This window comes from Telluria sp. RB2R28, from assembly GCF_059685835.1.
The window spans coordinates 163,735-188,861 of record NZ_JCASIK010000001.1 but is presented as its reverse complement, the minus strand read 5'-3'; the positions used below and the strand labels follow the sequence as shown (position 1 = coordinate 188,861).

22 protein-coding genes are annotated in these 25,127 nt (G+C 63.7%); 6 read left to right on the top strand and 16 right to left on the bottom strand.

The genetic code is table 11. The features are described from left to right. The first annotated feature begins 8 nt into the window (after positions 1-8). The 5 genes from AC56LV_RS00830 (at position 9) to AC56LV_RS00810 (ending at position 5,947) form a co-directional block, all read left to right on the top strand. Positions 9-929, top strand: coding sequence for an AAA family ATPase (locus AC56LV_RS00830; RefSeq protein ID WP_499453961.1), 921 nt, complete (start codon positions 9-11; stop codon positions 927-929). Further along, entirely contained in the window at positions 929-1,921 is a 993-nt protein-coding gene (locus tag AC56LV_RS00825; RefSeq protein WP_499555284.1) for a DUF58 domain-containing protein, read from the top strand. The genes AC56LV_RS00830 and AC56LV_RS00825 overlap by 1 nt, the downstream gene beginning before the upstream one ends. After that, the gene (locus tag AC56LV_RS00820) at positions 1,918-3,933 is read left to right on the top strand and encodes a transglutaminase TgpA family protein (RefSeq protein WP_499555282.1); all 2,016 of its coding nucleotides are present in this window, start codon (positions 1,918-1,920) and stop codon (positions 3,931-3,933) included. The genes AC56LV_RS00825 and AC56LV_RS00820 overlap by 4 nt, the downstream gene beginning before the upstream one ends. Further along, complete coding sequence (gene mltB, locus AC56LV_RS00815; RefSeq protein WP_499555280.1) at positions 3,930-5,141, top strand: lytic murein transglycosylase B; 1,212 nt, start codon at positions 3,930-3,932, stop codon at positions 5,139-5,141. The genes AC56LV_RS00820 and mltB overlap by 4 nt, the downstream gene beginning before the upstream one ends. A 467-nt stretch (positions 5,142-5,608) precedes the next feature. Continuing rightward, positions 5,609-5,947, top strand: a complete 339-nt coding sequence (locus tag AC56LV_RS00810) for a hypothetical protein (protein ID WP_183550106.1) — start codon at positions 5,609-5,611, stop codon at positions 5,945-5,947. Positions 5,948-6,214: 267 nt separating this feature from the next. Here AC56LV_RS00810 and cysM read toward each other — a convergent pair whose 3' ends face one another. From cysM to gyrA, 16 genes are all read right to left on the bottom strand, one after another. Continuing rightward, the gene (cysM, locus tag AC56LV_RS00805; RefSeq protein ID WP_499501472.1) at positions 6,215-7,117 is read right to left on the bottom strand and encodes a cysteine synthase CysM; all 903 of its coding nucleotides are present in this window, start codon (positions 7,115-7,117) and stop codon (positions 6,215-6,217) included. 139 nt (positions 7,118-7,256) lie between these two features. Beyond that, positions 7,257-8,672: a M28 family peptidase gene (locus AC56LV_RS00800; protein ID WP_499555278.1), complete on the bottom strand. Its 1,416-nt coding sequence runs from the start codon at positions 8,670-8,672 to the stop codon at positions 7,257-7,259. Positions 8,673-8,761: 89 nt separating this feature from the next. Next, positions 8,762-9,109, bottom strand: coding sequence for a ComEA family DNA-binding protein (locus AC56LV_RS00795; RefSeq protein ID WP_499555276.1), 348 nt, complete (start codon positions 9,107-9,109; stop codon positions 8,762-8,764). A 111-nt stretch (positions 9,110-9,220) separates the two neighbouring features. Next, entirely contained in the window at positions 9,221-10,189 is a 969-nt protein-coding gene (rfaE1, locus tag AC56LV_RS00790) for a D-glycero-beta-D-manno-heptose-7-phosphate kinase (RefSeq protein WP_499555274.1), read from the bottom strand. A gap of 38 nt (positions 10,190-10,227) precedes the next feature. Then, positions 10,228-11,403 carry a lipopolysaccharide assembly protein LapB gene (gene lapB / locus AC56LV_RS00785; RefSeq protein WP_499555272.1) on the bottom strand — a complete coding sequence of 392 codons (1,176 nt, stop codon included), beginning with the start codon at positions 11,401-11,403 and terminating at the stop codon, positions 10,228-10,230. Between the two features lie 13 nt (positions 11,404-11,416). Next, positions 11,417-11,740, bottom strand: a complete 324-nt coding sequence (locus AC56LV_RS00780) for a LapA family protein (protein ID WP_183550089.1) — start codon at positions 11,738-11,740, stop codon at positions 11,417-11,419. Between the two features lie 153 nt (positions 11,741-11,893). After that, a complete protein-coding gene (locus AC56LV_RS00775) occupies positions 11,894-12,199 on the bottom strand; it encodes an integration host factor subunit beta (protein WP_183550085.1) in 306 nt (101 codons plus the stop codon). A 26-nt stretch (positions 12,200-12,225) separates the two neighbouring features. Continuing rightward, positions 12,226-13,932 carry a 30S ribosomal protein S1 gene (gene rpsA, locus AC56LV_RS00770; protein ID WP_183550082.1) on the bottom strand — a complete coding sequence of 569 codons (1,707 nt, stop codon included), beginning with the start codon at positions 13,930-13,932 and terminating at the stop codon, positions 12,226-12,228. Between the two features lie 339 nt (positions 13,933-14,271). After that, positions 14,272-14,934, bottom strand: a complete 663-nt coding sequence (gene cmk, locus AC56LV_RS00765) for a (d)CMP kinase (protein ID WP_499555270.1) — start codon at positions 14,932-14,934, stop codon at positions 14,272-14,274. 18 nt (positions 14,935-14,952) lie between these two features. Then, on the bottom strand, positions 14,953-16,284 hold the full coding sequence (gene aroA, locus AC56LV_RS00760; RefSeq protein WP_499555268.1) for a 3-phosphoshikimate 1-carboxyvinyltransferase: 1,332 nt from the start codon (positions 16,282-16,284) through the stop codon (positions 14,953-14,955). Further along, positions 16,281-17,183: a prephenate dehydrogenase gene (locus AC56LV_RS00755; protein ID WP_499555266.1), complete on the bottom strand. Its 903-nt coding sequence runs from the start codon at positions 17,181-17,183 to the stop codon at positions 16,281-16,283. The genes aroA and AC56LV_RS00755 overlap by 4 nt, the downstream gene beginning before the upstream one ends. Beyond that, the gene (hisC, locus tag AC56LV_RS00750; RefSeq protein WP_499555264.1) at positions 17,184-18,287 is read right to left on the bottom strand and encodes a histidinol-phosphate transaminase; all 1,104 of its coding nucleotides are present in this window, start codon (positions 18,285-18,287) and stop codon (positions 17,184-17,186) included. It lies immediately after the preceding gene. 21 nt (positions 18,288-18,308) lie between these two features. Further along, positions 18,309-19,379, bottom strand: coding sequence for a prephenate dehydratase (gene pheA / locus AC56LV_RS00745; RefSeq protein WP_499555262.1), 1,071 nt, complete (start codon positions 19,377-19,379; stop codon positions 18,309-18,311). A gap of 202 nt (positions 19,380-19,581) precedes the next feature. Then, the gene (serC, locus tag AC56LV_RS00740) at positions 19,582-20,667 is read right to left on the bottom strand and encodes a 3-phosphoserine/phosphohydroxythreonine transaminase (protein WP_499555260.1); all 1,086 of its coding nucleotides are present in this window, start codon (positions 20,665-20,667) and stop codon (positions 19,582-19,584) included. A 19-nt stretch (positions 20,668-20,686) separates the two neighbouring features. Continuing rightward, a complete protein-coding gene (locus tag AC56LV_RS00735) occupies positions 20,687-21,247 on the bottom strand; it encodes a DUF2059 domain-containing protein (protein ID WP_499555258.1) in 561 nt (186 codons plus the stop codon). Positions 21,248-21,358: 111 nt separating this feature from the next. Then, complete coding sequence (gene gyrA / locus AC56LV_RS00730) at positions 21,359-23,974, bottom strand: DNA gyrase subunit A (protein ID WP_183550057.1); 2,616 nt, start codon at positions 23,972-23,974, stop codon at positions 21,359-21,361. Positions 23,975-24,348: 374 nt separating this feature from the next. Between gyrA and ompA the strand changes: the two genes are divergently transcribed. After that, complete coding sequence (ompA, locus tag AC56LV_RS00725; RefSeq protein WP_499555256.1) at positions 24,349-25,053, top strand: outer membrane protein OmpA; 705 nt, start codon at positions 24,349-24,351, stop codon at positions 25,051-25,053. Positions 25,054-25,127 lie beyond the last annotated feature (74 nt).

The following is a 25,127-nucleotide window of genomic DNA, read 5'->3' as shown; positions in this document are numbered from 1 at the left end:
AGCCAACCATGTTCAACAAATTGCACGCCGTCGCACGCCAGGTCAACGAGGTGGTGGTCGGCAAGGACCAGCAAGTGCGCCTGGCCCTGACCTGCCTGCTGGCCGGCGGCCACCTGCTGCTCGACGACCTCCCCGGCGTCGGCAAGACCACGCTGGCGCACGCGCTGGCCATCTCGCTGGGCCTGCGCTTCAACCGCGTCCAGTTCACCAGCGACCTGCTGCCGGCCGACGTGGCCGGCATCTCGATCTACGAGCGCGAAAAGAACGAGTTCGTGTTCCACCCCGGCCCGATCTTCACGCAGGTGCTGCTGGCCGACGAGATCAACCGCGCCACGCCCAAGACCCAATCGGGTCTGCTCGAAGCGATGGAAGAACACCAGGTCTCGGCCGATGGCGTCACGCGCGCGCTGCCCGAGCCTTTCTTTGTCATCGCGACGCAGAACCCGGCCAACCAGGTTGGCGTGTTCCCGCTACCCGAGTCGCAGCTCGACCGCTTTTTGATGTGCCTGACGCTGGGCTACCCGGACGCCGCCGCCGAACGCGCGCTGCTGATGGGCGAAGACCGGCGCGCGATGCTCAAGACCCTGCAGCCGGCGATGCAGGCGGCCGAACTGGCCGCGGCCCGGCACCAGCTGCGCACCATCCACGCATCCGACGCCCTGATCACCTATGTGCAGGCGCTGGCGCAGGCGTCGCGCCAGAACGGCATGTTCGCCGAGGGCCTGTCGCCACGCGCCGCGATCGCGCTGCTGCAGGCCGGGCGCGCCTGGGCTGCGCTTGAAGGGCGCGACCACGTGATCCCCGAGGATATCCAGGCCGTGCTGGTACCGGTCTGCGCGCACCGCCTGCGGCCACTGCGCGCCGCGCACGGCACCGCGCTGGCCAGCCGCGACCTGGTGCTGCAACTGCAAAAGGCGGTCCCGGTCTGATGGCGCTGGCGCTCCGGGGCTGGTTGCGCCGCACGACCGGCACATGGCTGCCGCGCGGCGGCGCGCTCGATGCGGGCGAGGTGGTCATCAGCCAGCGCCGCGTGTTCATCGTGCCGTCGCGCGCGGGCCTTGGGTTCGTGCTGCTGCTGGCCGTGCTGCTGGTCGGCTCGGTCAATTATGGGCTGGGCCTGGGCTTCGGTCTGACCTTTCTGGCACTGTCATGCGCACTGGTCGACATGGTCGCCACCTACCGCAATCTGGCGCAGCTGCGCCTGCAGCAGGGCCGCACGGCGCCCGTGTTTGCGGGCGAGGTCGCGCAGTTCGAGCTGCAGGTCATCAACCGCACGCGCCTGGCGCGCTACGCCGTGCGGGCCGATTTTGCCGACTGGCCCGAGCCACGCCACGTCGCCGACATCGCCGCCGGCACGCAGGCCACCGTCACCCTCACGCTACCGACCACCGCGCGTGGCTGGGCGGCGCCGGGGCGCGTGAAGCTGTCGACGCGCTTTCCCCTTGGCCTGTTCGTCGCCTGGAGCTACTGGCGGCCGGCCGCGTGCGTGCTGGTCTACCCACGCCCCGAGGATGGCGCGCCCGGCCTGCCGCTGCAGGGCGGCGGCGGCAACAGCGTGCGCACGGCCGGCCATGACGATTTTGCCGGCGTGCGCAATTACCAGGCCGGTGACTCGCCGCGCCAGATGGCCTGGCGCCAGATCGCGCGGCTCGATCCGGGCATCGGCGGCCAGCTGGTAACAAAACACTTCGAAGGCGGTGGCGGCGACGAACTGCTGCTCGACTTCGACCGCCTGCCACGCAACCTTGATGTCGAACTGCGTCTGGCGCGCCTGACGCGCTGGGTGCTGGAAGCGGAAAGCCGCGCCCTGCCCTACGCCTTCCACCTGGGCGCCGTGCGCATCGACGCGGGCAGCGGCGCGGCGCACCAGGCGGCGTGCCTGCGCGCGCTGGCCTTGTACGGCATCGAGGGCCCCGCATGAACTTCCTGCGCACCCCGCTGCCACGCGACAAGGCCGACACGCTGCTGCTCCTGGCCAGCGCGGTGCTGGTGCTGGCGCCGCACGCGCTGCACCTGCCGTGGTGGGTCTCGCTGCTGTGCGCGGCCACGCTGGCCTGGCGCGCCGCCATCACGCTGCGCGGCAAGCGCATGCCCAAGGCCATCGTCCTGCTGCCGATCGCCATTGCCGCCATGGTCGGCGTGCAGTTCAGCTACGACACGCTGCTCGGCAAGGACGCCGGCGTGGCGATGCTGGTGCTGCTGGTGGCCTTCAAGATGCTCGAGATGCACGCGCGGCGCGACCTGTTCGTCGTGGTGTTCCTGTGCTTCTTCCTCGTGCTGACCAACTTCTTTTACGCGCAGGGGATCGGCACCGCCATCATGATGATCGCGTCGGTGCTGCTGCTGCTGGCCACGCAGCTGTCGTTTCAGTTCACCGGCGCGGTGCCGCCGCTGCGCACGCGGTTGGCGATGGCCACGCGCATGCTGGCCTTTGCCGCGCCGATCGCGATCGCGCTGTTTTTCGTGTTCCCGCGCATCCAGGGCCCGCTGTGGAGCATGCCGGGCGGTCCGGGCGCCGGCACCTCGGGTTTGTCGGACCAGATGGCGCCGGGCCAGATGTCGAACCTGGCGCTGTCCGAAGAACCGGCGTTTCGCGTGCGCTTTTTTGGCCGCCCGCCGCTGGCGCCCCAGTTGTACTGGCGCGGCCCGGTGCTCGACGCCTTCGATGGCCTGACCTGGCGCCGCGGCGACAACACCGCGTCGGGCCGCAACCTGCGCCTGTCGGTCGGCGGGCCGGGGCTGCAGTACGAAGTCACGCTCGAACCATCGCAATCACGCTGGGTGTTCGCGCTCGAGATGCCGGGCGAACTGCCGGTCGTGCCGGGCCACGAGCTGCGCATCTCGCCCCAGTTCGAACTGACGGCCGACACGCCACTGGCGAGCCGCGTGCGCTACCGCGCCAGCTCGCACGTCGAGTATGCGCTGCAGAATGGTCCTGTCCTCGCTGACACCAATCGCTGGCTGTTGCTGCCGTATGGCTTCAACCCGCGCGCCCTGGCTGCCGGCATGGCCCTGCGCGCGCTGGGCGACCCGGCCGCGCGGGTGGATGCCGTGCTGCGCCAGTTCCGCGAGCAGCCATTTGAATACACGCTGGCCCCGCCGCTGCTCGGGCGCCATACGGTCGACGAATTCCTGTACGGGACGCGCTCGGGCTTTTGCGAACATTACTCGGGCGCGTTCGTGTTTTTGATGCGCGCGGCCGGCGTGCCGGCGCGCGTGGTGACCGGCTACCAGGGGGGCGAACTCAATCCCATCGACGGCTTCATGACGGTGCGCCAGTCGGATGCCCATGCCTGGGCCGAAGTCTGGATTGCGGGCCGCGGCTGGCTGCGCGTGGATCCGACGGCGGCGGTGGCGCCGGAGCGCGTGCAGTCGGGGACGAACCGGGCCACCGAGCGGCCCGCGCCATTCGGCATCGACGCGCTGCGCGGCGTGAATCCGTTCGGACTGCAAGCCGGCGCCTGGCTGGCCGACGTGCGCAACGCCATGGGCGCGCTCAACAACGGCTGGAACCAGTGGGTGCTGAACTACACGCCGGAACGCCAGCGCAGCGTCGTGCAGGGCTTGCAGGACAAGTTGCTCGGCTGGCCGTTCGGCGTCGTGCTGGTGCTGGCCGGCTTGGTCTGGTGGGGGCTGAACTTTTTGCGGCGCCGTCGCGAAATCAACCCGATCGATGCTCTATACTCGACCTTGTGCAAGCGTCTGGGCCAGGCCGGCCTGCCGCGCGCGCAAGACGAAGGGCCCAGCGCCTACGCGGCGCGCATCCTCGCCACCGATGCTGCTGCCGCCGCCGGCACGCAGGCCCTCGCGCCGACCGCCCGCGAGGCCGCCATCGCCTTCCTGCGTCGTTACAGCGCCTGGCGCTACGCCGCGCCCGCAGCCGATCCCCGGCTCCACGCCACCTTGAAACGTCTATTGTCGCAAGTCAGATGAAATTAATTGTTACCCTGTTCGCCGCGCTCGCCCTTGCCGCCAGCGCACCTGGCGATGCGCTCGCCGCCCCTTCTTCCGACAGCCAGGCGCGCAGCGCGCAAGCCAAAACCAAGGCCGCGAAAGCCAAGGCCGCAGCGAAAGCCAAATCAACGAAAGCGAAATCGTCCAAGGTGCGCAGCACGGCCGCCAAGGCCGCGCCGGTTGTTGCAGCCAGCGCAGCAGTCGCCAGCGTCGTCGATTCCGACAACGAGCACGTCAACTTCCTGGAATGGCAACCGGTGCGCGACTTCATCGACGGGATGGTCGCGCAGCACGGCTTTGAGCGCACCGCGCTCGAGACGCTGTTCGGCCAGGTGCGCTACATCGATACGGCCGTGCAGCTGGTCAAGCCGGCGCCGCCGGGCAAGCCGAAGAACTGGCAAGCCTACAGCGCCCGCTTCATCGAGCCGATCAGGATCCGGGCCGGGGTGCGCTTCTGGGAAGAAAACGCCGAGGCGCTCAAGCGTGCCGAAGCGGCGTATGGCGTGCCGGCCGAGATCATTGTCGGCATCATTGGCATCGAGACCATCTACGGGCGCGACACCGGGCGCTTCCGCGTGCTCGACTCGCTCACCACGCTGGCGTTCGCCTATCCAGCCGCGCCGAACCAGGCCGCGCGCCAGGCGTTCTTCCGCGATGAGCTGGCCAGCACGCTGGTGCTGGCGCGCGAGCGCGGCTACGACCCGTTCTCGCTGCTCGGCTCGTTCGCAGGCGCCGTCGGTTTGCCGCAATTTATGCCGAGCAATATCCTTAAATATGGTGTGGACTTCGACAACGATGGCCGCGTCGATCTGCGCGGCTCCAGCGTCGATGCGATCGGCAGCGTCGCCAACTTCCTGATCCAGCATGGCTGGAATGCCGGGCACCGCGGGCCGACCGCGTATGCCGCCGACGTCTCGCCAACGCGCGCCTGGGAACCACTACTCGGACTCGGTCTGGAAGCGACGCTGAAACCGGAAGCGCTGCGCGCTGCTGGCGTGGTCACGAGCACGCCGCTGCCGGCTGAGAATCTGTATGGTTTGATCGACCTGCAAAATGGCGCCGAGCCGACCGAGTACTGGGTCGCCAACGATAATTTTTATGCCATCACCAAATACAATCGCAGTTATTTCTATGCAATGTCGGTGGTCGACCTGGGTCGTGCCGTGCGCGCTGCCCGGCCGGAGTGAGGCACGTCACGCTACATTTCCGAGTGGGAAAGTTTGTAATCCTTTGTAACAAGTTTCCAGTCAACTTTCATTATTGCTGATCAGCACTCACTCGCATACCCCCCAGGGGTATGCGCAAGTATCTTGCAATTATTCGTACTAAATATATTACGAATGTAGTCATACTCCCCATTTTCTTTTCATTTAGTCAGCAATTCCCATACTGTGCGGCATCAAATGCTGGATGCCCGTACACTATTGATTAATCAAAAAACAATAGTTGTTTCACGTGACTATATGAGAGAATTGCATTGCGGCTATTGTTGCAGGTAGACAACGATAACCGAATCGAAAGAAACGATTCCGGCTTGCTCATGAGTATCGGTATCGAAATAGTTGTACAATTGAATAGAAATTTACGAAAGTAAAAACGGACTCGACGTTGTAGATGTTGATGACTCCGCACTAACCCCTAAGGAATATGAATCATGACTAACCAAGTCGGCATTGATATGAACAGCGATTCGGAAGGCGACGAGCTGCTTCAGTACAACCCGAATCGCCTTCTCGATACGCTGATCGAGAACCTGCGCCTGAAAAATGACGCAGCGCTGTCGCGCGCGCTGGAAGTGGCGCCGCCAGTGATCTCCAAAATCCGTCACCATCGTCTGCCGGTCGGCGCTTCGCTGCTGATCCGAATGCACGAAGTGAGCGACCTGTCGATCCGCGACCTGCGCTACCTGATGGGCGATCGCCGTGCAAAATTCCGCATCAGCGACAAGCAGTTCAAGCCAAAAGAAGGCGCAGTCCCGGCAATGAAGGACTGAGCAACGTCGGGCGCTTCCGGGCGCCTGCGTTTCCCGTCTGGCCAGGATTGAACAGGCCGTCGCCATCTGGCACGGCCGGCACCAGTAGTGCATACGCCCGCGCGGGCGTATGAGCCGCCGCATTGGCGGACGACCGAAGGAAATTGGCTTGAAGCCGATGGAAAGGTCTAGGCAGTCCAAAGACTGATTTGACAAGGCCGCCTGTGCACCAGGCGGCCTTTTTTATGGCGCAGTCAATCTTGTATCAACGTTGACCGCGCCCTTGCCTCAGGCGGGAAAGACACCCGTGGACAGGTAGCGATCGCCCCGGTCGCAGACGATGAACACGATGGTCGCGTTCTCGACGGTCTGGGCGATGCGCAGCGCCACTTCACAGGCGCCGGCGGCCGAGATGCCGCAGAAGATGCCTTCTTCGGCCGCCATGCGGCGCGCCATCTGCTCGGCCGCTGCCTGGCTCACGCTCTCGACCTGGTCGACGCGCGCCTTGTCATAGATCTTCGGCAGGTAGGCTTCGGGCCACTTGCGGATACCCGGGATCGACGAGCCTTCTTCGGGCTGCGCGCCGATGATGCGCACGGCCTCGTTCTGTTCCTTCAGATAGCGCGACACGCCCATGATGGTGCCGGTGGTGCCCATGGCGCTGACGAAGTGCGTGACGCGCCCTTCGGTGTCACGCCAGATTTCCGGGCCGGTGCTCTCGTAGTGGGCACGTGGATTGTCGTCGTTGGCGAACTGGTCGAGGATGATGCCCTGGCCGTCTTTCTGCATCTGCTCGGCCATGTCGCGCGCGTATTCCATGCCGCCGGTCTTTGGCGTGAGGATGATCTGCGCACCATAGGCGGCCATGCTCTGGCGCCGCTCGATCGACAGGTTATCCGGCATCAGCAGGATCATCTTGTAGCCGAGGATTGCCGCAGCCATCGCCAGTGCGATGCCGGTATTGCCGCTGGTCGCTTCGATCAGCGTGTCGCCCGGCTTGATCTGCCCGCGCAATTCGGCGCCGCGCAGCATCGACATCGCCGCCCGGTCTTTCACCGAACCGGCCGGGTTATTGCCTTCAAGCTTGCCCAGGATGATGTTGTTACGGGCCGCGCACTCCGCGCCCGGCAGGCGCTGCAGCTGCACGAGCGGCGTGTTGCCGATCGTGGATTCGATGGTCTTGTATGCCATTGCGTTCTCTATTCCTTGCGATACCAAAACACCATTTTAATCCGAGACGAACGTTGGCGTCGGGGGACGGGTCCGCCAATGCAAAGGGCCGCGATGGCAATGATCCATCGCGGCCCTTCTGTCGGCATCAGACGCCGGCTTAACGCAGCGGCAGCGGATACGTCGCGACGCTGACGTTGCCGTCCTTGTCGACCGCCTGCACGCCAAAGAAGACATTGTCCTTCGACAGGTCGAGCGTGGCTTCAGTCACGTTGCCGACCCACTTCGAGCCTTCCCAGTTGGCGCTGGTCGTGTCACGCCAGACGATGCGGTAGCCGGCCAGGTCGGGCTCGCCATTCGCTTTCCAGACCAGGGTGGAATCGTTGGTCAGGGCTGCGGTGCGCAGCTTGACCTCTTGCGGTGCGGCAGGTGCCAGTGCGAGCGACGCCATCGCGGCGCCATTCACGCGCGTGACCTTGGCGATGTAGTCGAAATCGACGTGGTCGATCGTGTCGCCGTACACCTTGCCGTTTTCGGTGCGCAGATCCTGGTGCTGGTGCGAAAAATCTTCGGCCGGTTCGGTAAAGCGCAGCGCGGCGTAGCCCTGCTCGAGGAACGGCATGTGGTCGCCCCCGCGCAGATAACGGTCATGGCGCTGGATCACGCTGACCTTGAAGCCTTTCACGTAGCGTTCGCCCTGCTCCTTCGTGTGGCGCGCGAGCTGGCGCGAAAGCGAATCGTTCTCGCCGCCCGTGGCCACCAGCTGGCGCACGGCCTCGCTCATTTCCTTGGTCGCCGGGATACTCTGGGCGAACAGGCGCACCTGCTTGTTGTCGACCTTGCCATCGTCACCCTTCGAGCTGCCGATGATGTCGTTGGTGAACATGCCGGCCACGTTCCAGTTCTTTTCCCGCGCGCCGACGGCCCAGTGGCGGGCGCCGATCAGACCCTGCTCTTCGGCGGCCACGGCCATGAACACGAGCGTCGCGTCGAACTTGTACTTGGCCATCACACATGCCAGTTCCATGATGGCGGCGGTGCCCGATGCATCGTCGTTCGCGCCCGGCGCGTCCGAGGTGGCGTCCATCACGTCCGAGGCGCGCGAGTCGTAGTGGCCGCTGACCACGTACATGCGCTCTTTGGAAGCGGCCTGCGTGCCGGGTAGCGTAGCGACGACGTTGACGATCTCGGTGGGCTTGGTGATGCGCGCCGAGACGGGCGCCACATGGCTGTCATACGTGACCTGCAATGGCGTGCCGGCGCCGCAGCGCTCGAGCTCGGCCTTGATCCAGCGGCGGGCAGCGCCGATGCCGCGCGTTGGGGACTCGGTCTCGGACATCGTGTGGCGCGTGCCGAAGCTGACCAGCTTGCGGATATGGCCTTCGATACGCTGCTGCGAGACTTCACCCAGGATCTTCGTGATCTGGGCTTGCTGCGCGGTGATGTCGGGTTGTTTCGGTGTGGCGGGTGTGGCGGCAGTCGTTACTGGCGCAGCAGCAGATGCGACGCCTGCAGCAGCCAGCAGGGCTGCCAACAGGGTGGTTGAGACACGAGATGAAACACGGGCGTGAGGCATGGCGACCTTTCTGATATTGATGTTCAAGCACGATCTTGAAGAGCTGGAACATCTTGCCACGCGCCCGTGACGCTGTCAGTCAATACATGTCATGTTGCGGTCTTGGCGTCGGCAGGTTTGGCGGCCGACTTGTCGCCCTTGGCCGTAGCAGGCTTGGCGGCTGCGCCTTCCTTGGCCTTGCCGTTGACCATTAGCCCGGACTGGCTCAGCTTGGCGGCCTTCTTGTCACCCAGCCCCTTGACGCGCGTTTGCAGGTCGGACCAGTCCTTGAACTCGCCCTTGGCGCGCTCGTCGAGGATGGCCTTGGACATGCTCGGCCCCACGCCCTTGACGCCATCGAGCGCGGCGACATCGGCTTTGTTCACATCGACCTGGGCAAACGCCATGCTGCCCGAGACGGCCAGCGCGGCAAAGGCAAGCATCAGTTTCTTGATCATCGAATTTCTCCGTTGGTTGAAGACGCTGGACGGCGACGCCGCCCATCGGACTCCTAACGGATCGCCCGGCGGGTCGTTGACGGGCCGGGCTTGAGGCAGATCAGGCGCTACTCAACCCGGAAACAGCTCGTCGCGCGTCACGGTGGCCGTGCCCAGCTTGCCGACGACGATGCCGCCGGCGCGGTTGGCCGTGACCAGCGCTTCGCCCAGCGGCGCGCCCGTGCCCAGCATCGTGGCCAGCGTCGCAATCACCGTGTCACCGGCGCCCGACACGTCGAACACTTCGCGCGCATCGGCATTCACATGCAGCACCTCGTCGGCCGTAAACAGGCTCATGCCTTCTTCGGAGCGCGTCAAGAGCAACGCATCCAGGCCAAGTTCCACGCGCAGCGCCTGCGCTTTTTCGAGCAACTGCATCTCGCTCTTCCAGCCGCCAACGACGCGTTGCAGTTCGGCGCGGTTGGGCGTCAGGATGCTGGCGCCCTTGTACGGCGTGAAGTCGTCGCCCTTCGGGTCCACCAGCACGATCTTGCCGGCAGCGCGCGCCAGCGCAATCATCTCGGCGACATTGACCAGCGCGCCCTTGTTGTAATCGGACAGGATGATCACATCGTAATCGGGCAGCAGCGCCTTGAACTGGCTGAGCTTGTCGCGCAGCACGGTCTCGGTCGGCGCATCTTCGAAATCGATGCGCACCATCTGCTGCTGGCGGCCGATGACGCGCAGCTTGATGATGGTCGAGATCGCGTCGTCGCGTTTCAGATAGCTATGAATGCCCGCGCCCTGCAGCAGGCGCTCGACCTCATCGCCCGCCTCATCGGCCCCCACCACGCCCAGCAGGCCCGTGTGGGCGCCCAGCGCGGCGGCATTGCGCGCCACGTTGGCGGCGCCGCCCAGGCGCTCCTCGCGCCGCTCGATGCGCACCACGGGCACCGGCGCTTCTGGTGAGATGCGCGAAACGTCGCCGAACCAGTAGCGGTCGAGCATCACGTCGCCCACTACCAGCAGGCGTACGGCGGACAGTTCAGGGGCCGCCTGCTGGCGGTAGTCGTCTGCCACCAGCAGGCGGCTCGGGGTCATGGGCATATCGCTTGTCATTGGGATCGTTCGATGAACCATCAGTTCATCACATTGAGTTCTTCGGTGCGGCGTGGCGGATACGAATCCCAGCGGTTGCAGCCCGGGCATTGCCAGTAGAACTGGCGCGCCTTGAAACCGCAGTGGCTGCACTGGTAGCGCGCCAGCTTCTGCGTGTAGCGCTGCACCAGGTTCTTGACCATCGACAGCTCTTCCCAGACATGGGCTGGCGCATCCATCAGGCGCGCTTCAAGCAATTTATCCAGGCCAAGCAGTGTCGGATTGCGGCGCAGCTCTTCCACCACCAGGCCCTTGGCCGCTTCGACGCCATCGAGCTCGATGACGGCCTTGAACACCACTTCGATCAGGTCGATCGACGAGGCCTCGGCCAGGTACGAGCGCAGCAGGTTCACGCCCTCTTGCGGGCGGCCCACCTTGCGGTAGCCATCCATCAGGCGCGCAGCCACCAGGGCCACGTGCGGCACGCTTTGCTGCTCCACGCGGCGCCAGGTCTTGAGCGCTTCTTCCACGTCGCCCTGGGCCAGCAGCGCGTCCCCGCGCAGGATCGTAGCGCGCACGCTGTGGCGATTCGCCTCGAGCGCCTTGTCCAGCAACAGCATCGCGTCGCTGGGCGCCATGTGCACCAGCGCGTCGGCCGCCAGTTCGCAATAGAACTGGGCAATCTCGATCTGGCGCGCGCCGGCGCCGGACGCCTGCAAGTCTTCGGCCGCCTCGATGGCGCGCTTCCATTCCTTTTCGCGCTGGTAGATTTCCAGCAGCGAGCGGCGCGCTTGCACCGCGTAGGGTGTGCCGGCCAGGCCATTGAACGATTCCTCGGCGCGGTCCAAGAGGCCCGCCTTCAGGTAGTCGATGCCCAGTTCGTACTGCGCATGCGCTTTTTCTTCGCTCGGCAAGTCGGGGCGCGCCAGCAGGTTCTGGTGCACGCGAATGGCGCGCTCGGTCTCGCCGCGGCGGCGAAACAGATTGCCCAGCGCGAAGTGCATATCGCTCGATTCAGGGTCGAGCTTGACGATCTCGATGAACGAGTCGATGGCCTTGTCGGGCTGGTCGTTGAGCAGGTGGTTCAGGCCCTTGAAGTAGCCGCGCGGCAGCGTGCGCGACTCGGAAACCACCTCGTTGATGTCGACCCGGGCAGCGAGCCAGCCCAGGCCAAAGAAGAAGGGGATGCCAAGCAGCATCCAGAGTTCGAAATCCATGGTGTTCTTGTTGTTAGTGGCGGGGTGCAACCGGTGGAACGGCATCCGGCGGCGGTGGCGTGGTGGCGACCACACCGGTACCGGCGGCGCTTTGCAGAGCCTGGATGGTGTACTTGTGCTGCCATTTTTCGCGGCGCTGACGAAACACGGTCGGTGCCAGGGCCAGGATGCCGAAAGCGGCGCCAGCGACGAAGAACGCCAGCAGCATCAGCACGAGGGGGCCGCGCAGTTCATAGTCGAGAAAAAAATGCAGGTCGACCTCTTTCGTGTTCTTCAGCGCGAAGCCGAAGAACAGGATGAACAGGACAAATCCGACGATGGTCGAGACGAATTTCATCAACAGGTTCCGCTAGACAATGGTGTAAGGGCGAAGTGTCGCATATCCGCCATCATATTTCAAAATAGCGTGCGGCGTTGGGCCATTGGCTGACCCGACAGGCCAAAAAAAACGGCACCCTCGCGGATGCCGTTTCTTGGTGCCAGCACTGACTCAATCGTTGATGATCGGTTGCCCGACCATCGCGTCCACCTGCTCGCGCAACTGCTTGCCCGGCTTGAAGTGCGGCACCCGTTTTTCGGGCACCATCACCTTGTCGCCGGACTTCGGATTGCGACCGATGCGCGGTGGGCGGCTGTTCAGCGAGAAACTGCCGAAACCACGGATCTCGATGCGCTGACCGGTCGCCAGGGCGTTGGTCATCGCATCGAGGATGGTCTTGACAGCAAATTCCGCATCCTTTGCCACCAGCTGAGAATAACGCTCAGCCAGTCGGTTGATCAGCTCGGACTTGGTCATCTGCAAGCTCCTCAGGGGTTACCTGATTAGTTCTTATTATCGAACTTGGCCTTGAGCAGTGCGCCCAGGCTGGTCGTGCCCGAAGCAGCGCTGTTGTCGTTCGACAGCTTGCTCATGGCTTCTTGCGTATCGACATTGTCTTTCGCCTTGATCGACAGCTGGATGCTGCGAGCCTTGCGATCGATGTTGATCACCAGAGCTTCGACGGTGTCGCCGACTTTCAGGTGGGTGCCAGCATCTTCAACGCGGTCACGCGAGATTTCCGAAGCGCGCAGGTAGCCTTCGACTTCTTCGCTCAGCGAGATCACGGCGCCTTTTGGCTCAACCGATTTCACGGTGCCGGTGACGAGCGAACCCTTGTCGTTCATCGACGAGTAGGTGTTGAACGGGTCGCCTTCGAGTTGCTTCACGCCCAGCGAAACACGCTCGCGCTCGACGTCGATGGCCAGAACCACGGCTTCCAGTTCGTCGCCTTTCTTGAAGCGACGCACGGCTTCTTCGCCGGCTTCGGTCCACGACAGGTCCGACAGGTGCACCAGACCATCGATGTTGCCTGGCAGGCCGATGAACACGCCGAAGTCGGTGATCGACTTGATCGAACCCTTGACCTTGTCGCCCTTCTTGTGGGTCATGCCGAAGTCGTCCCATGGATTTGCTTTGCACTGCTTCATGCCCAGCGAAATACGGCGGCGCTCTTCGTCGATCTCCAGAACCATGACTTCCACTTCGTCGCCCAGCTGGACAACTTTGTTTGGTGCCACGTTCTTGTTGGTCCAGTCCATTTCGGACACGTGGACCAGACCTTCGATACCCTGCTCGACTTCGACGAATGCGCCGTAGTCGGTGAGGTTCGTGACTTTACCGAACAGGCGGGTGCTCTGTGGGTAACGACGCGACAGACCGGTCCATGGATCGTCGCCCAGCTGCTTGACGCCCAGCGAGACGCGGTTCTTCTCTTGATCGTACTTGAGGACCTTGGCGGTGATCTCTTGGCCAACCGACAGGACTTCGGATGGGTGACGCACACGACGCCATGCCAGATCGGTGATGTGCAGCAGACCATCGATGCCGCCCAGGTCGACGAATGCGCCATAGTCGGTGATGTTCTTGACGATACCGGTAACCACGGTACCTTCTTTCAGCGTTTCCATCAGCTTCTGACGCTCTTCGCCCATCGATGCTTCGATGACAGCGCGGCGCGACAGCACGACGTTGTTACGCTTGCGGTCCAGCTTGATGACCTTGAATTCGAGGGTCTTGCCTTCGAATGGGGTCGTGTCCTTGACTGGACGGGTGTCAACCAGCGAACCCGGCAGGAACGCGCGGATGCCGTTGGTCAGAACGGTCAGGCCGCCCTTGACTTTGCCATTGACGGTACCGGTGACGATCTCGCCCGATTCCATTGCTTTTTCCAGCGCCAGCCACGAAGCCAGGCGCTTGGCCTTGTCGCGCGACAGGATGGTGTCGCCAAAGCCGTTTTCCAGCGACTCGATGGCCACGGAAACGAAGTCGCCTACTGCGACTTCCAGTTCGCCCTGGTCATTCTTGAATTCTTCGATTGGAATGAACGCTTCCGACTTCAGGCCTGCGTTGACGATCACGAAGTTGTGATCCAGACGCACGACTTCAGCCGAAATGACTTCGCCCGAACGCATGTCTTGACGCGACAGCGATTCCTCGAAGAGGGCGGCAAAGCTTTCCATACCAGTATCTTGGGTAGTTGCAGTAGACATAAAAAAGTTGGTTATTTCATGTGAGCCAGCAGACCGACGATAGTGCGGACTGAACTGGGTTAGGTTAAAACACGCTTGCGACGGCCAATATGCTGTCGCAAGCACCAAAGGACAAGGTCTTCCACTGGCACCCCAGACAACGAGATGCCAACCTGAAGACCGCCGTCCCCACCCAGGTGGGGATCCAGATTTACTTGCAAACCACCATGGCGATGACTCAAGCCAATGGTGACGCATCGAACCGGGATTCCCGCCTGCGCGGGAATGACGTTCAGGCGCTGCTGCCCTACGGTTTGAACTCCAACCGGTTGACACCACCCCACCACGTCATTCAAAGTCTTATTTCTGCGCATACCAGGTCAGGACTTGCTCGACCGCCTGGTCGACCCCCATCGCAGAGGTATCCAGGATATGCGCATCAGCTGCTGCGACCAGGGGAGCGACTGCGCGACCGGTGTCGCGTTCGTCTCTCGCCCGTAAATCTGCCAGCAGGTCGTTCATATTAGCAGAAAAGCCTTTGTCAATCAATTGCTTATACCGGCGTTGCGCGCGCGCCTCAGCACTTGCAGTCAGGAATACTTTGAGCTTGGCAGTGGGAAAGATCACGGTGCCCATATCGCGGCCATCGGCCACCAGTCCCGGCGCCTGGCGAAAGCCCAGCTGCAGGTCAAACAGCGCCTGGCGCACGCCCGGCAACGCAGCGATCTTCGACGCCATATTGCCCACCTCTTCCGCGCGGATCGCGTGGCTTACATCCTCATCGGCAAGGTAGATCACGTCATCCCGGAAGCGCGCCGGCAGCTGCTGGGCCAGCTTCGCGATGCCCGCTTCGTCCGACAGCGGCAGCGCGCCGCGCAGCGCCTGCAGCGCCGTCAGGCGATACAGTGCGCCCGAATCGAGCAGGTGAAAGCCCAGGCGGTCGGCGATGCGGCTGGCCACGGTGCCCTTGCCGGAAGCGGTCGGGCCGTCGATGGTGATGACTGGTACGTTGGAGTTCGGCATAGGGTCGGGGCGGGTCAATTAAAACAGCTCGTTGCGCGCAATGCCCGCAAACGCTTCGAAATAGTCGGGGAAGGTCTTGGCGACGCACTTTGGATCGTTGATCCGCATGGCGTTGCCGCGCCGCGCCTTGCCGTCCAGCGACGCCAGCGAAAAGCACATCGCCATCCGGTGGTCGTCATAGGTGTCGATCGTGGCGGGCTTGAGTTCGTCCGGCGGCGTGATGCGGATGTAGTCCGGCCCCTCCTCCACCTCGGCACCGACCTTGCGCAGTTCGGTCGCCATCGCGCTCAGGCGATCGGTTTCCTTCACGCGCCAGCTGGCGATATTGCGCAGCGTGCTCGGGCCGTCGGCGTACAGCGCCGCCACCGCGATCGTCATCGCCGCATCCGGGATGTGGTTGAAGTCGGCGTCGATGGCTTTCAGCACGCCATTCGATTGCACCTCGATCCAGTTCTCGCCGCGCGTGACGATGGCGCCCATGCGTTCGAGCGCATCGGCAAAGCGCACGTCGCCCTGAATGCTGTGTTCACCGACGCCTTCGACGCGCACCGGCCCGCCCGCGATCGCGCCGGCAGCCAGGAAGTACGACGCCGACGAGGCATCGCCTTCGACGTGGATCGTGCCCGGGCTTTGATACCGCTGGCCCGGCTGCACGGTGAACGAGGCCCAGCCATTCTGCTCGACCTCGACGCCGAAGCGGCGCATCAGGTTCAGCGTGATCTCGATGTAGGGCTTGGAAATCAGCTCGCCGACGACGTCGATGGACACTGGATGCGTCGTGGCCATCAGCGGCGCGGCCATCAAGAGCGCGGTCAGGAACTGGCTCGACACACTGCCGCGCACGGCCATGCGGTTGGCCGTGATGTGGCCGCGGCGGATGCGCAGCGGCGGAAAGCCCTGCTCGCCCGTGTACTCAATCTGCGCGCCGACGGCGTTCAGTGCGTCGACCAGGTCGCCGATCGGGCGCTCGTGCATGCGCGAGACGCCATGCAGCGTGTAGTCGCCGCCGATCACGGCCAGCGCCGCCGTCAGCGGCCGGATCGCGGTGCCGGCATTGCCCATGAACAGATCGGCCGCAGCCTCGGGCAACACGCCGCCGTTGCCATGCACGATGACCGTGCGCTCGTCGACTTCATCCCAGCGGATGCCCAGCGAGCGCAGTGCGCCCAGCATGACCATCGTGTCGTCCGACGCCAGCATGTCGTGGATCGTGGTCGTGCCCTCGGCCAGCGCGGCCAGCAGCAGCGTGCGGTTCGAGATGCTCTTGGAGCCCGGCAGCCGCACCACGCCCTGCGCGTGCAGCACGGGTTCGAGGTCAATATGCTGCGGATAGTGTTTTTGCTGCGTCATGTGTTTTCCTGAATTGGCGCCCGCGGCGAACCAGCTTCGATGGCGATCTGCCACTCGTGGCGGGCGCGCTGCGCGTTCGCATAAATATCGTGCAATCCGGCCCCGTCGCCGGCGGCGAGCATGGCCCGCATCGCTGTCAATTGTGCCAGATAGGCATCCAGCTCGGTCAGCAGCGCGGCCCCGTTGGCCAGGCTGATGTCACGCCACATTTCGGGCGACGAACCGGCGATGCGCGTGAAGTCGCGAAAGCCGCTGGCGGCGTACTGGAACAGCATGTCGGCGTGCGGCTTGCCGGCGAGGTCGTCCACCAGCGCGTAAGCCAGCAGATGCGGCAGATGGCTGACGGCGGCGAAAACGCGGTCATGGTCTTGGGGCGTCAACTGGTGGATCACGGCGCCGCAGGCGCGCCAGGCGGCGGCGACCCGTTCGACGTCGCCTGGCGCGTTCTCGGGCAGCGGCGTAAGCACGGCCTTCTTGCCCTGGTACAGGCCGGCCAGTGCGGCATCGGGGCCATTCGCTTCGCTGCCGGCGATCGGGTGGCCGGGCACGAACTGGTGTACCCGCTCGCCGAGCGCCGTGCGGGCTGCCGCGACCACGTCGCACTTGGTGCTGCCGGCATCAGTAACGATCGTGCCGGGCGCCAGGTGCGGCAGCAGTGCGGCCAGGATCGGCCCCGTCTGCGCCACCGGCGCGGCCAGCAGGACCAGATCGGCGCCGTTCAACGCATCGGCGTAGTCGTCACAGACCCGGTCGATGATGCCAAGGGCAAGTGCCCGGGCCAGTGCCTCGGGATGGCGGCCGACGCCAACCACTTCCCGCACCTGCCCGGCGCGTTTGAGCGCCAGCGCGAACGAACCGCCAATCAAACCGACGCCGACGATAACGATCTTGTCCAGCATTCAGCCGAGCGCCTTCTTCAACGCCTCGATGAAGGCCGCGTTCTCCTGCGGCAGGCCGATCGAGATGCGCAGCCACTGCGGCAGGCCGTAGTTGCCGACCGGGCGCACGATCACGCCCTGCTTGAGCAGCGCCACGTTCACGCGCGCGCCGGCGCCGTCGTCGTCACCGACCCGCACCAGCACGAAGTTGCCAAACGACGGCACGTACTGCAGCCCCAGCTCCTCAAAGGCGGCGATCATCTGGCGATAACCGTCGGCGTTGTTGCGCGCGCCCTGGTCCAGAAACGGCGTGTCGTTCAGCGCCGCCACTGCAGCGGCCTGCGCCAGCGAGTTGACGTTGAACGGCTGGCGAATGCGATTCATCAGATCGGTGACGGCGGGCTGCGCGATGGCAAAGCCCACGCGCAGGCCGGCCAGGCCGTAGGCCTTCGAGAACGTGCGCGAGACGATCAGGTTCGGGTATTTGCGCACCCAGGCGCTCGACTCGAATTGATGTTCGGGCGCCAGGTACTCGTTGTACGCTTCGTCGAGCACGACGATCACGCGCTCGGGCACTTTTTGCAGGAACGCTTCGATCTGCGCGGCCGGAATAAAGGTGCCGGTCGGGTTGTTCGGGTTGGCGACGTACACCAGGCGCGTGTCGGCATCAATGGCGGCCGCCATCGCATCGAGGTCGTGACCGTAATCGACGGCCGGGACCACGATCGCGCGGCCACCGACGCCTTGCGTGGCCAGCGCATACACGGCAAACGAATACTGCGAATACACGACCGCTTCGCCTTTCTGGACGAAGGCGTGCGCCGCGATTTCGAGGATGTCGTTGCTGCCGTTGCCGAGCGTGAGCCATTCGAGCGGCACGTCGTAGCGCTTGGCCAGCGCGGTCTTCAGGTCGAAACCGTTGGCGTCCGGGTAGCGGCCCAGGTCCGCTGCCGCTTCGAGCATCGCGGCGCGGCTGGAGGCCGGGATGCCGAACGGGTTTTCGTTCGACGCCAGCTTGACGATGTTCGCTTCGTCGAGGCCATATTCGCGGGCCACTTCGGCGATCGGTTTGCCGGCCTGGTAGGGGGCGATGGCGCGGACGTATTCAGGACCAAATGTCGACATGAAAATCTCTCTCGTAATCGTTTAAAGGCTTTGCGGGTAGGACCCCAGCACCTTGAAGAAGGCGGCGTTGTCCTTGAGTTCCTCGAGCGCGCGCGCAACGGCGGCGTCGTGCACGTGGCCCTCGATGTCGACGTAGAAGTAGTACTCCCAGGTGCCGATGCGGGCCGGGCGCGACTCGAAACGCGTCATCGACACGCCGTGTTTTTCAAGAGGCGCGAGCAGGTTGTAGACGGCGCCGGCCTTGTTCGGCACGGCCAGCACGATGCCGGTGCGGTCCTTGCCCGAGCGGCCGGTCTGCAGCTGCCCGATCACGACGAAGCGCGTGCGGTTGTGCGGATCGTCCTGGATGTGGGCCTGCACGACGCCCAGGCGATACTGCTCGCCCGCCATCTCGCTGGCGATCGCGGCTACCGTCGGATCCTGGCTGGCCAGCACGGCTGCCTCGGCGTTCGACGCAACCGCGCGGCGCTCGATGTTCGGGTAATGCTGGTTCAGCCACACCTGGCATTGTGCCAGCGCCTGCGAATGGGCGCAGACGACGGTCACGCCGTCCATCGTCCCCGTTTTGGACATCAGGCTGTGGTGGACTGCGATCGAGACCTCGCCGCTGATGATGGTGGTCGTTGCCAGCAGCAAGTCGAGGGTGCGGTTGATGGCGCCCTCGGACGAATTCTCGACCGGGACCACGCCAAAGTCGGCGGTACCGGCCTCAGTGGCGCGAAACACCTCATCGATCGACACGCACGGCAGCGCGTCGATGGCCGTGCCGAACTGCTGGAACACGGCCTGCTCGCTGAAGGTGCCCGTGGGGCCGAGAAACGCCACCGTGACGCGCTTTTCGAGGGCGCGGCAGGACGACATGATCTCGCGGAAGATGGTCTGGACGTCGCTGTTCTTGAGCGGGCCGGGATTGCGCTCGGCCACGCCGCGCAGCACCTGCGCTTCGCGCTCGGGGCGAAACACGGGCGCGTTGGTTTCGGCCTTCACGTGGCCGACAGCCTGCGCGACCTGGCCGCGCTCGCTCAACAACTGGAGGATTTGTGCGTCGATCGCATCGATGCGTTCGCGCAAGGGGGTGAGTTTGTCTGTCATCGTTATGCTGGTTGGTCGATGTTGTTTGCGTTCGGGCGCATCAGCGGTGCATTGGACGCGTGGACGGGATACCCGTCCACCCTACGGTGCATTGAATGCGCGGGCCGGATACCCGCCCACCCTATCGGTACACCCGCCCATCGTGCACATTGGCGTAGGGTGGACGGCTCCGCCGTCCACGCGTCCAGCCGGCCGATACGATCTACCGTCCCGCAAACGTGTTCAAATAATCGACGAGGGCCTGTACGCCCTCGATTGGCATCGCGTTGTAGATGGATGCCCGCATGCCGCCGACGGACTTGTGGCCCTTCAGTTGCAACAGCCCGCGCTCTTTCGCGCCGGCCAGGAATTGCTCGTTCAGTGATTCGTCGCGCAGGTAGAACGGAATGTTCATGCGCGAGCGGTAAGCCGGATCCACGCGGTTGGCGTAAAAATCGTCGGCGTCGAGCGCGGCGTACAGCAGGCGCGCTTTTTCGATATTGATGGCTTCCATCGCCGCCACGCCGCCGCGCTCTTTCAGCCACGCGAACACGAGGCCCGCGATATAGATCGCATAGGTGGGCGGCGTGTTGTACAGCGAATCGTGCTCGGCGCAGGTCTTCCAGTGGAAGGCCGACGGGCATTGGGCCGAGGCAAAGTCGAGCAGGTCATCGCGCACGATCACGAGCGTCAGGCCCGCCGGGCCGATGTTCTTCTGCGCGCCGGCGAAGATCACGCCGTACTTCGAGATGTCGATCTGGCGCGACAGGATGTGCGACGACATGTCGGCCACGATCGGCAGATCGGCCGGCACGTCGGGCGCGTCAGGGTATTCCACGCCGTCGATGGTCTCGTTGGTGCAGATGTGCAGATACGATGCGTCGTCGCTCAGGCGCCAGGTGTCGCGGGCCGGCACGCGGGTGAAGTGGTCAGGCTCGCCCGATGCCGCGATGTTCACGCGAGCAAAGCGCGCTGCTTCCTTGGTCGACTTGCCCGACCAGGTGCCGGTGTGGACGAAGTCGATCACCGGGTCGGGCCGGCGCCCGGCCAGGTTGAGGGGCACGATGGCGTTCTGCCCGAGCCCCCCACCCTGCTGGAACAGGATCTTGTAATTGGCCGGCACGTTCAGCAGCTCGCGCAGATCAATCATCGCCTGGCGGTGGATGCTGGAGAATTCAGGACCACGGTGGCTCATCTCCATCACCGACATGCCGCTGCCATGCCAGTCGAGCATGTCGTGCGCGGCCTGTTGGAGCACCTCTTTCGGCAGTACAGCGGGGCCGGCCGAGAAATTGAAGATCTGGGTCATGCGGTCCTTTCGTGGAGGGTTATTTGCCTTGCGCGCTCTGCATGACTTCCTGCATCACGCCATTCAGGCGCGGCGCGACGATGCGCTGGCCGGCAGCCATGCTCTCGGTCGACAGGCGCGGGCTCAGGGCCACCACCTTTCGGCCCAGCGGCGTGCGGTAGAACGCGGTGAGCTCGTGCAGTTCGGCGACCGTGTAATTCTTGACGTACAGCGGCGCGATCTCGGCCATCATCTCGTCGATGAGCGCAGGATCCTTGAACAGGCTGCTGATGGCTTGCGACGCCCCCGGCAAGACCTGCTCGACCTTGGCCAGCGCCGCCTTCTTTTCCTCGGCGCCAACAGTCGGATCGGCATCCATCACGGCCGCCATCTGGTCGCGCATCATCTGCGGCAGCGCCTTTTCCATCTCGGTGAATGACGCGATCATCATCGTGCGAAAATCCATCGCGTCGAGCAGTTCCTTGACGGCGGCCGATTGCGCGCTGGTGGCGCTGGCAACTGGCGCGCTCTGGGCGAGTGCGAACGATGGCGCGCCGGTCAGGGCGGCAACGATGCTCAGGGCAAGAAGGTGCTGTTTCATCAAGTGTCCATGCGGGTGGCAGAGCCCATCGACTTGAGACAATGGCCGGCCTGCCGGGCCGGCCATTGGGGATCGTGACAACAGGCGCGCCAGGCGCCTGTCTGAACCGCGTTACTCAGGCGCCGGCTCGAACTCGACTTCTTCGAGGTCGGTTTCGACAATGCGCTGCAGGCCGGACAGCTTGGTGCCGTCTTCCACGGCGATGAGGGTCACGCCCTGCGTCGCGCGGCCCATCTCGCGGATCTCGGAGACGCGGGTGCGAATCAGCACGCCGCCCGTCGTGATCAGCATGATCTCGTCGCTTGGCTCGACCAGGGTCGCGGCCACCACCTTGCCGTTACGCTCGGAGGTCTGGATCGCGATCATGCCCTTCGTGCCGCGGCCATGGCGCGTGTACTCCGTGATCGGGGTACGCTTGCCGAAGCCGTTCTCGGTCGCGGTGAGAACGGTTTGCTGCTCGTTCTCGGCCACCAGCAGCGCGATGACTTCCTGGCCTTCTTCGAGGTTCATGCCGCGCACGCCGCGCGCCGTACGGCCCATCGGGCGCACGTCGTTCTCGTCGAAGCGCACGGCCTTGCCGGCGTCGGAGAACAGCATCACGTCGTGCTTGCCATCGGTGAGCGCCGCGCCAACGAGCACGTCGCCTTCGTCCAGGTCGACCGCGATGATGCCGGCCTTGCGTGGATTGGAGAAGTCGCGCAGCGGCGTCTTCTTGACGGTGCCCAGCGACGTGGACATGAAGACGTAATGGTCTTCAGGGAAGGTGCGGTTCTCGCCCTGCAGCGGCAGCACGACGGTGATCTTTTCGTTGTCCTGCAGCGGGAACATATTGACGATCGGCTTGCCGCGCGAGTTGCGCGAGCCTTGCGGCACTTCCCAGACCTTGAGCCAGTACATGCGGCCACGGTTGCTGAAGCACAGGATGTAGTCGTGCGTGTTGGCGATGAAGAGCTGGTCGATCCAGTCGTCTTCTTTCGTTGCCATCGCCTGCTTGCCACGACCGCCACGCTTTTGCGCGCGGTATTCGGACACCGGCTGCGACTTCATGTAGCCCGAGTGCGACAGCGTCACGACCATGTCCTGCGGCGTGATCAGGTCTTCGGTTTCGAGGTCGCTGGCATTGTGCTCGATGGCCGAACGGCGCGCATCCTTGCCGTTGTCGGCGTACTCGGATTTGATCGCCGTCATTTCGTCGACGATGATCGTGGTGACGCGCTCTGGTTTGGACAGGATGTCGAGCAGGTCGGCGATGTGGGTCATCACTTCCTTGTACTCGTTGACAATCTTGTCCTGCTCCAGGCCCGTCAGGCGCTGCAGACGCATCTGCAGAATCTCTTGCGCCTGTTCGTCCGACAGCTTGTACAGGCCGTCTGGCTGCATGCCGTAGTGCTTTGGCAGGTGCTCGGGACGGAAGGCTTCGATGCCGCCGGCCGCGCCGGTTTCGGTACGGTTGAGCATTTCGCGCACCAGGGACGAATCCCAGGCTTGCTGCATCAGCTCGACCTTGGCGACCGGTGGCGATGGCGCCGCCTTGATGATCGCGATGAAATCGTCGATATTGGCCAGCGCAACAGCCAGGCCTTCGAGCATGTGGCCGCGGTCGCGCGCCTTGCGCAGTTCGAACACGGTACGGCGCGTGACGACTTCGCGGCGGTGCGACAGGAAGCACTCGAGCATCTGCTTGAGGTTCAGCAGCTTCGGCTGGCCATTGACCAGCGCCACCATGTTCATGCCGAACGTGTCTTGCAGCTGCGTTTGCTTGTACAGGTTGTTCAGTACAACTTCAGGGACTTCGCCGCGCTTGAGCTCGATCACGACGCGCATGCCCGACTTGTCGGACTCGTCGCGGATGTCGGAAATGCCTTCGAGCTTCTTGTCGCGCACGTTTTCGGCGATGCGCTCGAGCAGCGACTTCTTGTTCACCTGGTACGGCAGCTCATCGATGATGATCGCCGTGCGGGCGCCGTCGCGGCCGATTTCTTCGAAGTGGGTCTTGGCGCGCATCACGACGCGGCCACGGCCGGTGCGGTAACCGTCGCGCACGCCCGAGACGCCATAGATGATGCCGGCGGTCGGGAAGTCCGGCGCCGGGATCAGCTCGATCAGCTCGTCAATCGTGCAATCCGGGTTGTGCAGCACGTGCATCGCGCCGGCAATCACTTCAGACAGGTTGTGCGGCGGAATATTGGTGGCCATGCCGACCGCGATGCCCGACGAACCGTTGATCAAGAGGTTCGGGATGCGGGTTGGCAGGACGGTCGGCTCTTTCTCTTTGCCGTCGTAGTTCGGCTGGAAGTCGACGGTGTCCTTGTCGATGTCAGCCAGAATTTCGCCGGCAATCTTGTCCAGGCGGCACTCGGTGTAACGCATCGCCGCGGCGCTGTCGCCATCGATGGAACCGAAGTTGCCCTGGCCGTCGACCAGCGTGTAGCGCAGCGAGAAGTCCTGCGCCATGCGCACGAGCGTGTCGTAGATCGACGAGTCGCCGTGCGGGTGGAACTTGCCCATCGTATCGCCGACGACGCGCGCGCACTTCAGGTAAGGCCGGTTCCACACGTTGTTCATTTCGTGCATCGCGTACAGGACGCGGCGGTGCACCGGCTTTAAGCCGTCGCGGACATCCGGCAGTGCGCGGCCCACGATCACGCTCATCGCGTAATCGAGATAGCTCTTGCGCATCTCTTCTTCGAGGGAAATCGGGACTGTTTCTTTTGCGAATTGATCCATTGGCGGGTCGACTGCTTTCAGGCGAAAGTTATAAGTTACAGCGGACGATTCTACCACGCGCAACATAGTAGTTGCTCAATTCCGGACCATGCCTTTTTGACACGGGAAATCCGGACTGGACTCACTAAAAGTTCCAGTATTGTCGTCACCAGCGACGCCTGCTTGCATAAATGTTGCGCTTAAACAACGTCAAGCAACAAATGCCCGGTGTTTGATTTAGGTGCAGTCGTACGATTTTGGTGCGTGTGGCAGAATGGCCAGGAAGTCAATTGCTTGTTTCACAATACGAAACGGACAGAGCAGCCACCATGTTATTGTTATGACCACATGGAGACTGTCTGAATCGACACGGAATTTACCGAAAGGAAAAGAATATGAAAAAAATGATCACTGTTCTGTTCGCAGCAACGGCCGCCATCGCGGGCGTCGCTTCTGCCCAAAGCGCCCCACCTTATGCGCCGCTGACCACTGACCTGCAAGCGCGCACCCCATACAGCGCTTATGTGCAGGACAGCCGCGGCGTGATCGCACGCAATCCTTTCGGTCTGTGCTGGCGTACCGGCTACTGGACCCCGGCCGATGCGGTCCCAGGTTGCGACGCGCCACTGTGCGTCGAGCCAGAAAAGCTTGAAAACGGCAAGTGCGTCGCGCCACCAGCGCCAGTCGCCCCTGCACCAGCACCGGCACCTGTGCCTGTCGCTGCCCCAGTACCAACCTCGGAAAAAGTCAGCTACTCGGCCGACGCCTTCTTCGATTTCGACAAGGCGATCCTGAAGCCAGCCGGCAAGGCATCGCTGGACGAGCTGAGCGGCAAGCTGGGCGACATGAACCTGGAAGTCATCATCGCCGTCGGTCACACTGACTCGGTCGGTACCGATGCATACAATCAGAAACTGTCGATCCGCCGTGCAGAAGCTGTCAAGGCTTACCTGAAGGGCAAGGGCATCGAAGAAACCCGCATCTACACCGAAGGCAAGGGCGAGAGCCAGCCTAAAGCGGACAACGCGACTGCCGAAGGCCGCGCACAGAACCGTCGCGTGGAAATCGAAGTGGTGGGCACCCGCGGCGCCGCCAAGTAATTTAGCTGTGTAGGGCCTTTAGCGGGCCCTCCACGCCCCGCCCCGGCGGTGATGCCGTTCAGTTAAGACTGAAC

Bases quoted from the DNA above. Each gene is read 5' to 3' on its own strand.
- AC56LV_RS00830 (WP_499453961.1), top strand. From the start codon at position 9: ATGTTCAACAAATTGCACGCCGTCGCACGCCAGGTCAACGAGGTGGTG.
- AC56LV_RS00825 (WP_499555284.1), top strand. From the start codon at position 929: ATGGCGCTGGCGCTCCGGGGCTGGTTGCGCCGCACGACCGGCACATGG.
- AC56LV_RS00820 (WP_499555282.1), top strand. From the start codon at position 1,918: ATGAACTTCCTGCGCACCCCGCTGCCACGCGACAAGGCCGACACGCTG.
- mltB (WP_499555280.1), top strand. From the start codon at position 3,930: ATGAAATTAATTGTTACCCTGTTCGCCGCGCTCGCCCTTGCCGCCAGC.
- AC56LV_RS00810 (WP_183550106.1), top strand. From the start codon at position 5,609: ATGACTAACCAAGTCGGCATTGATATGAACAGCGATTCGGAAGGCGAC.
- cysM (WP_499501472.1), bottom strand. From the start codon at position 7,117: ATGGCATACAAGACCATCGAATCCACGATCGGCAACACGCCGCTCGTG.
- AC56LV_RS00800 (WP_499555278.1), bottom strand. From the start codon at position 8,672: ATGCCTCACGCCCGTGTTTCATCTCGTGTCTCAACCACCCTGTTGGCA.
- AC56LV_RS00795 (WP_499555276.1), bottom strand. From the start codon at position 9,109: ATGATCAAGAAACTGATGCTTGCCTTTGCCGCGCTGGCCGTCTCGGGC.
- rfaE1 (WP_499555274.1), bottom strand. From the start codon at position 10,189: ATGACCCCGAGCCGCCTGCTGGTGGCAGACGACTACCGCCAGCAGGCG.
- lapB (WP_499555272.1), bottom strand. From the start codon at position 11,403: ATGGATTTCGAACTCTGGATGCTGCTTGGCATCCCCTTCTTCTTTGGC.
- AC56LV_RS00780 (WP_183550089.1), bottom strand. From the start codon at position 11,740: ATGAAATTCGTCTCGACCATCGTCGGATTTGTCCTGTTCATCCTGTTC.
- AC56LV_RS00775 (WP_183550085.1), bottom strand. From the start codon at position 12,199: ATGACCAAGTCCGAGCTGATCAACCGACTGGCTGAGCGTTATTCTCAG.
- rpsA (WP_183550082.1), bottom strand. From the start codon at position 13,932: ATGTCTACTGCAACTACCCAAGATACTGGTATGGAAAGCTTTGCCGCC.
- cmk (WP_499555270.1), bottom strand. From the start codon at position 14,934: ATGCCGAACTCCAACGTACCAGTCATCACCATCGACGGCCCGACCGCT.
- aroA (WP_499555268.1), bottom strand. From the start codon at position 16,284: ATGACGCAGCAAAAACACTATCCGCAGCATATTGACCTCGAACCCGTG.
- AC56LV_RS00755 (WP_499555266.1), bottom strand. From the start codon at position 17,183: ATGCTGGACAAGATCGTTATCGTCGGCGTCGGTTTGATTGGCGGTTCG.
- hisC (WP_499555264.1), bottom strand. From the start codon at position 18,287: ATGTCGACATTTGGTCCTGAATACGTCCGCGCCATCGCCCCCTACCAG.
- pheA (WP_499555262.1), bottom strand. From the start codon at position 19,379: ATGACAGACAAACTCACCCCCTTGCGCGAACGCATCGATGCGATCGAC.
- serC (WP_499555260.1), bottom strand. From the start codon at position 20,667: ATGACCCAGATCTTCAATTTCTCGGCCGGCCCCGCTGTACTGCCGAAA.
- AC56LV_RS00735 (WP_499555258.1), bottom strand. From the start codon at position 21,247: ATGAAACAGCACCTTCTTGCCCTGAGCATCGTTGCCGCCCTGACCGGC.
- gyrA (WP_183550057.1), bottom strand. From the start codon at position 23,974: ATGGATCAATTCGCAAAAGAAACAGTCCCGATTTCCCTCGAAGAAGAG.
- ompA (WP_499555256.1), top strand. From the start codon at position 24,349: ATGAAAAAAATGATCACTGTTCTGTTCGCAGCAACGGCCGCCATCGCG.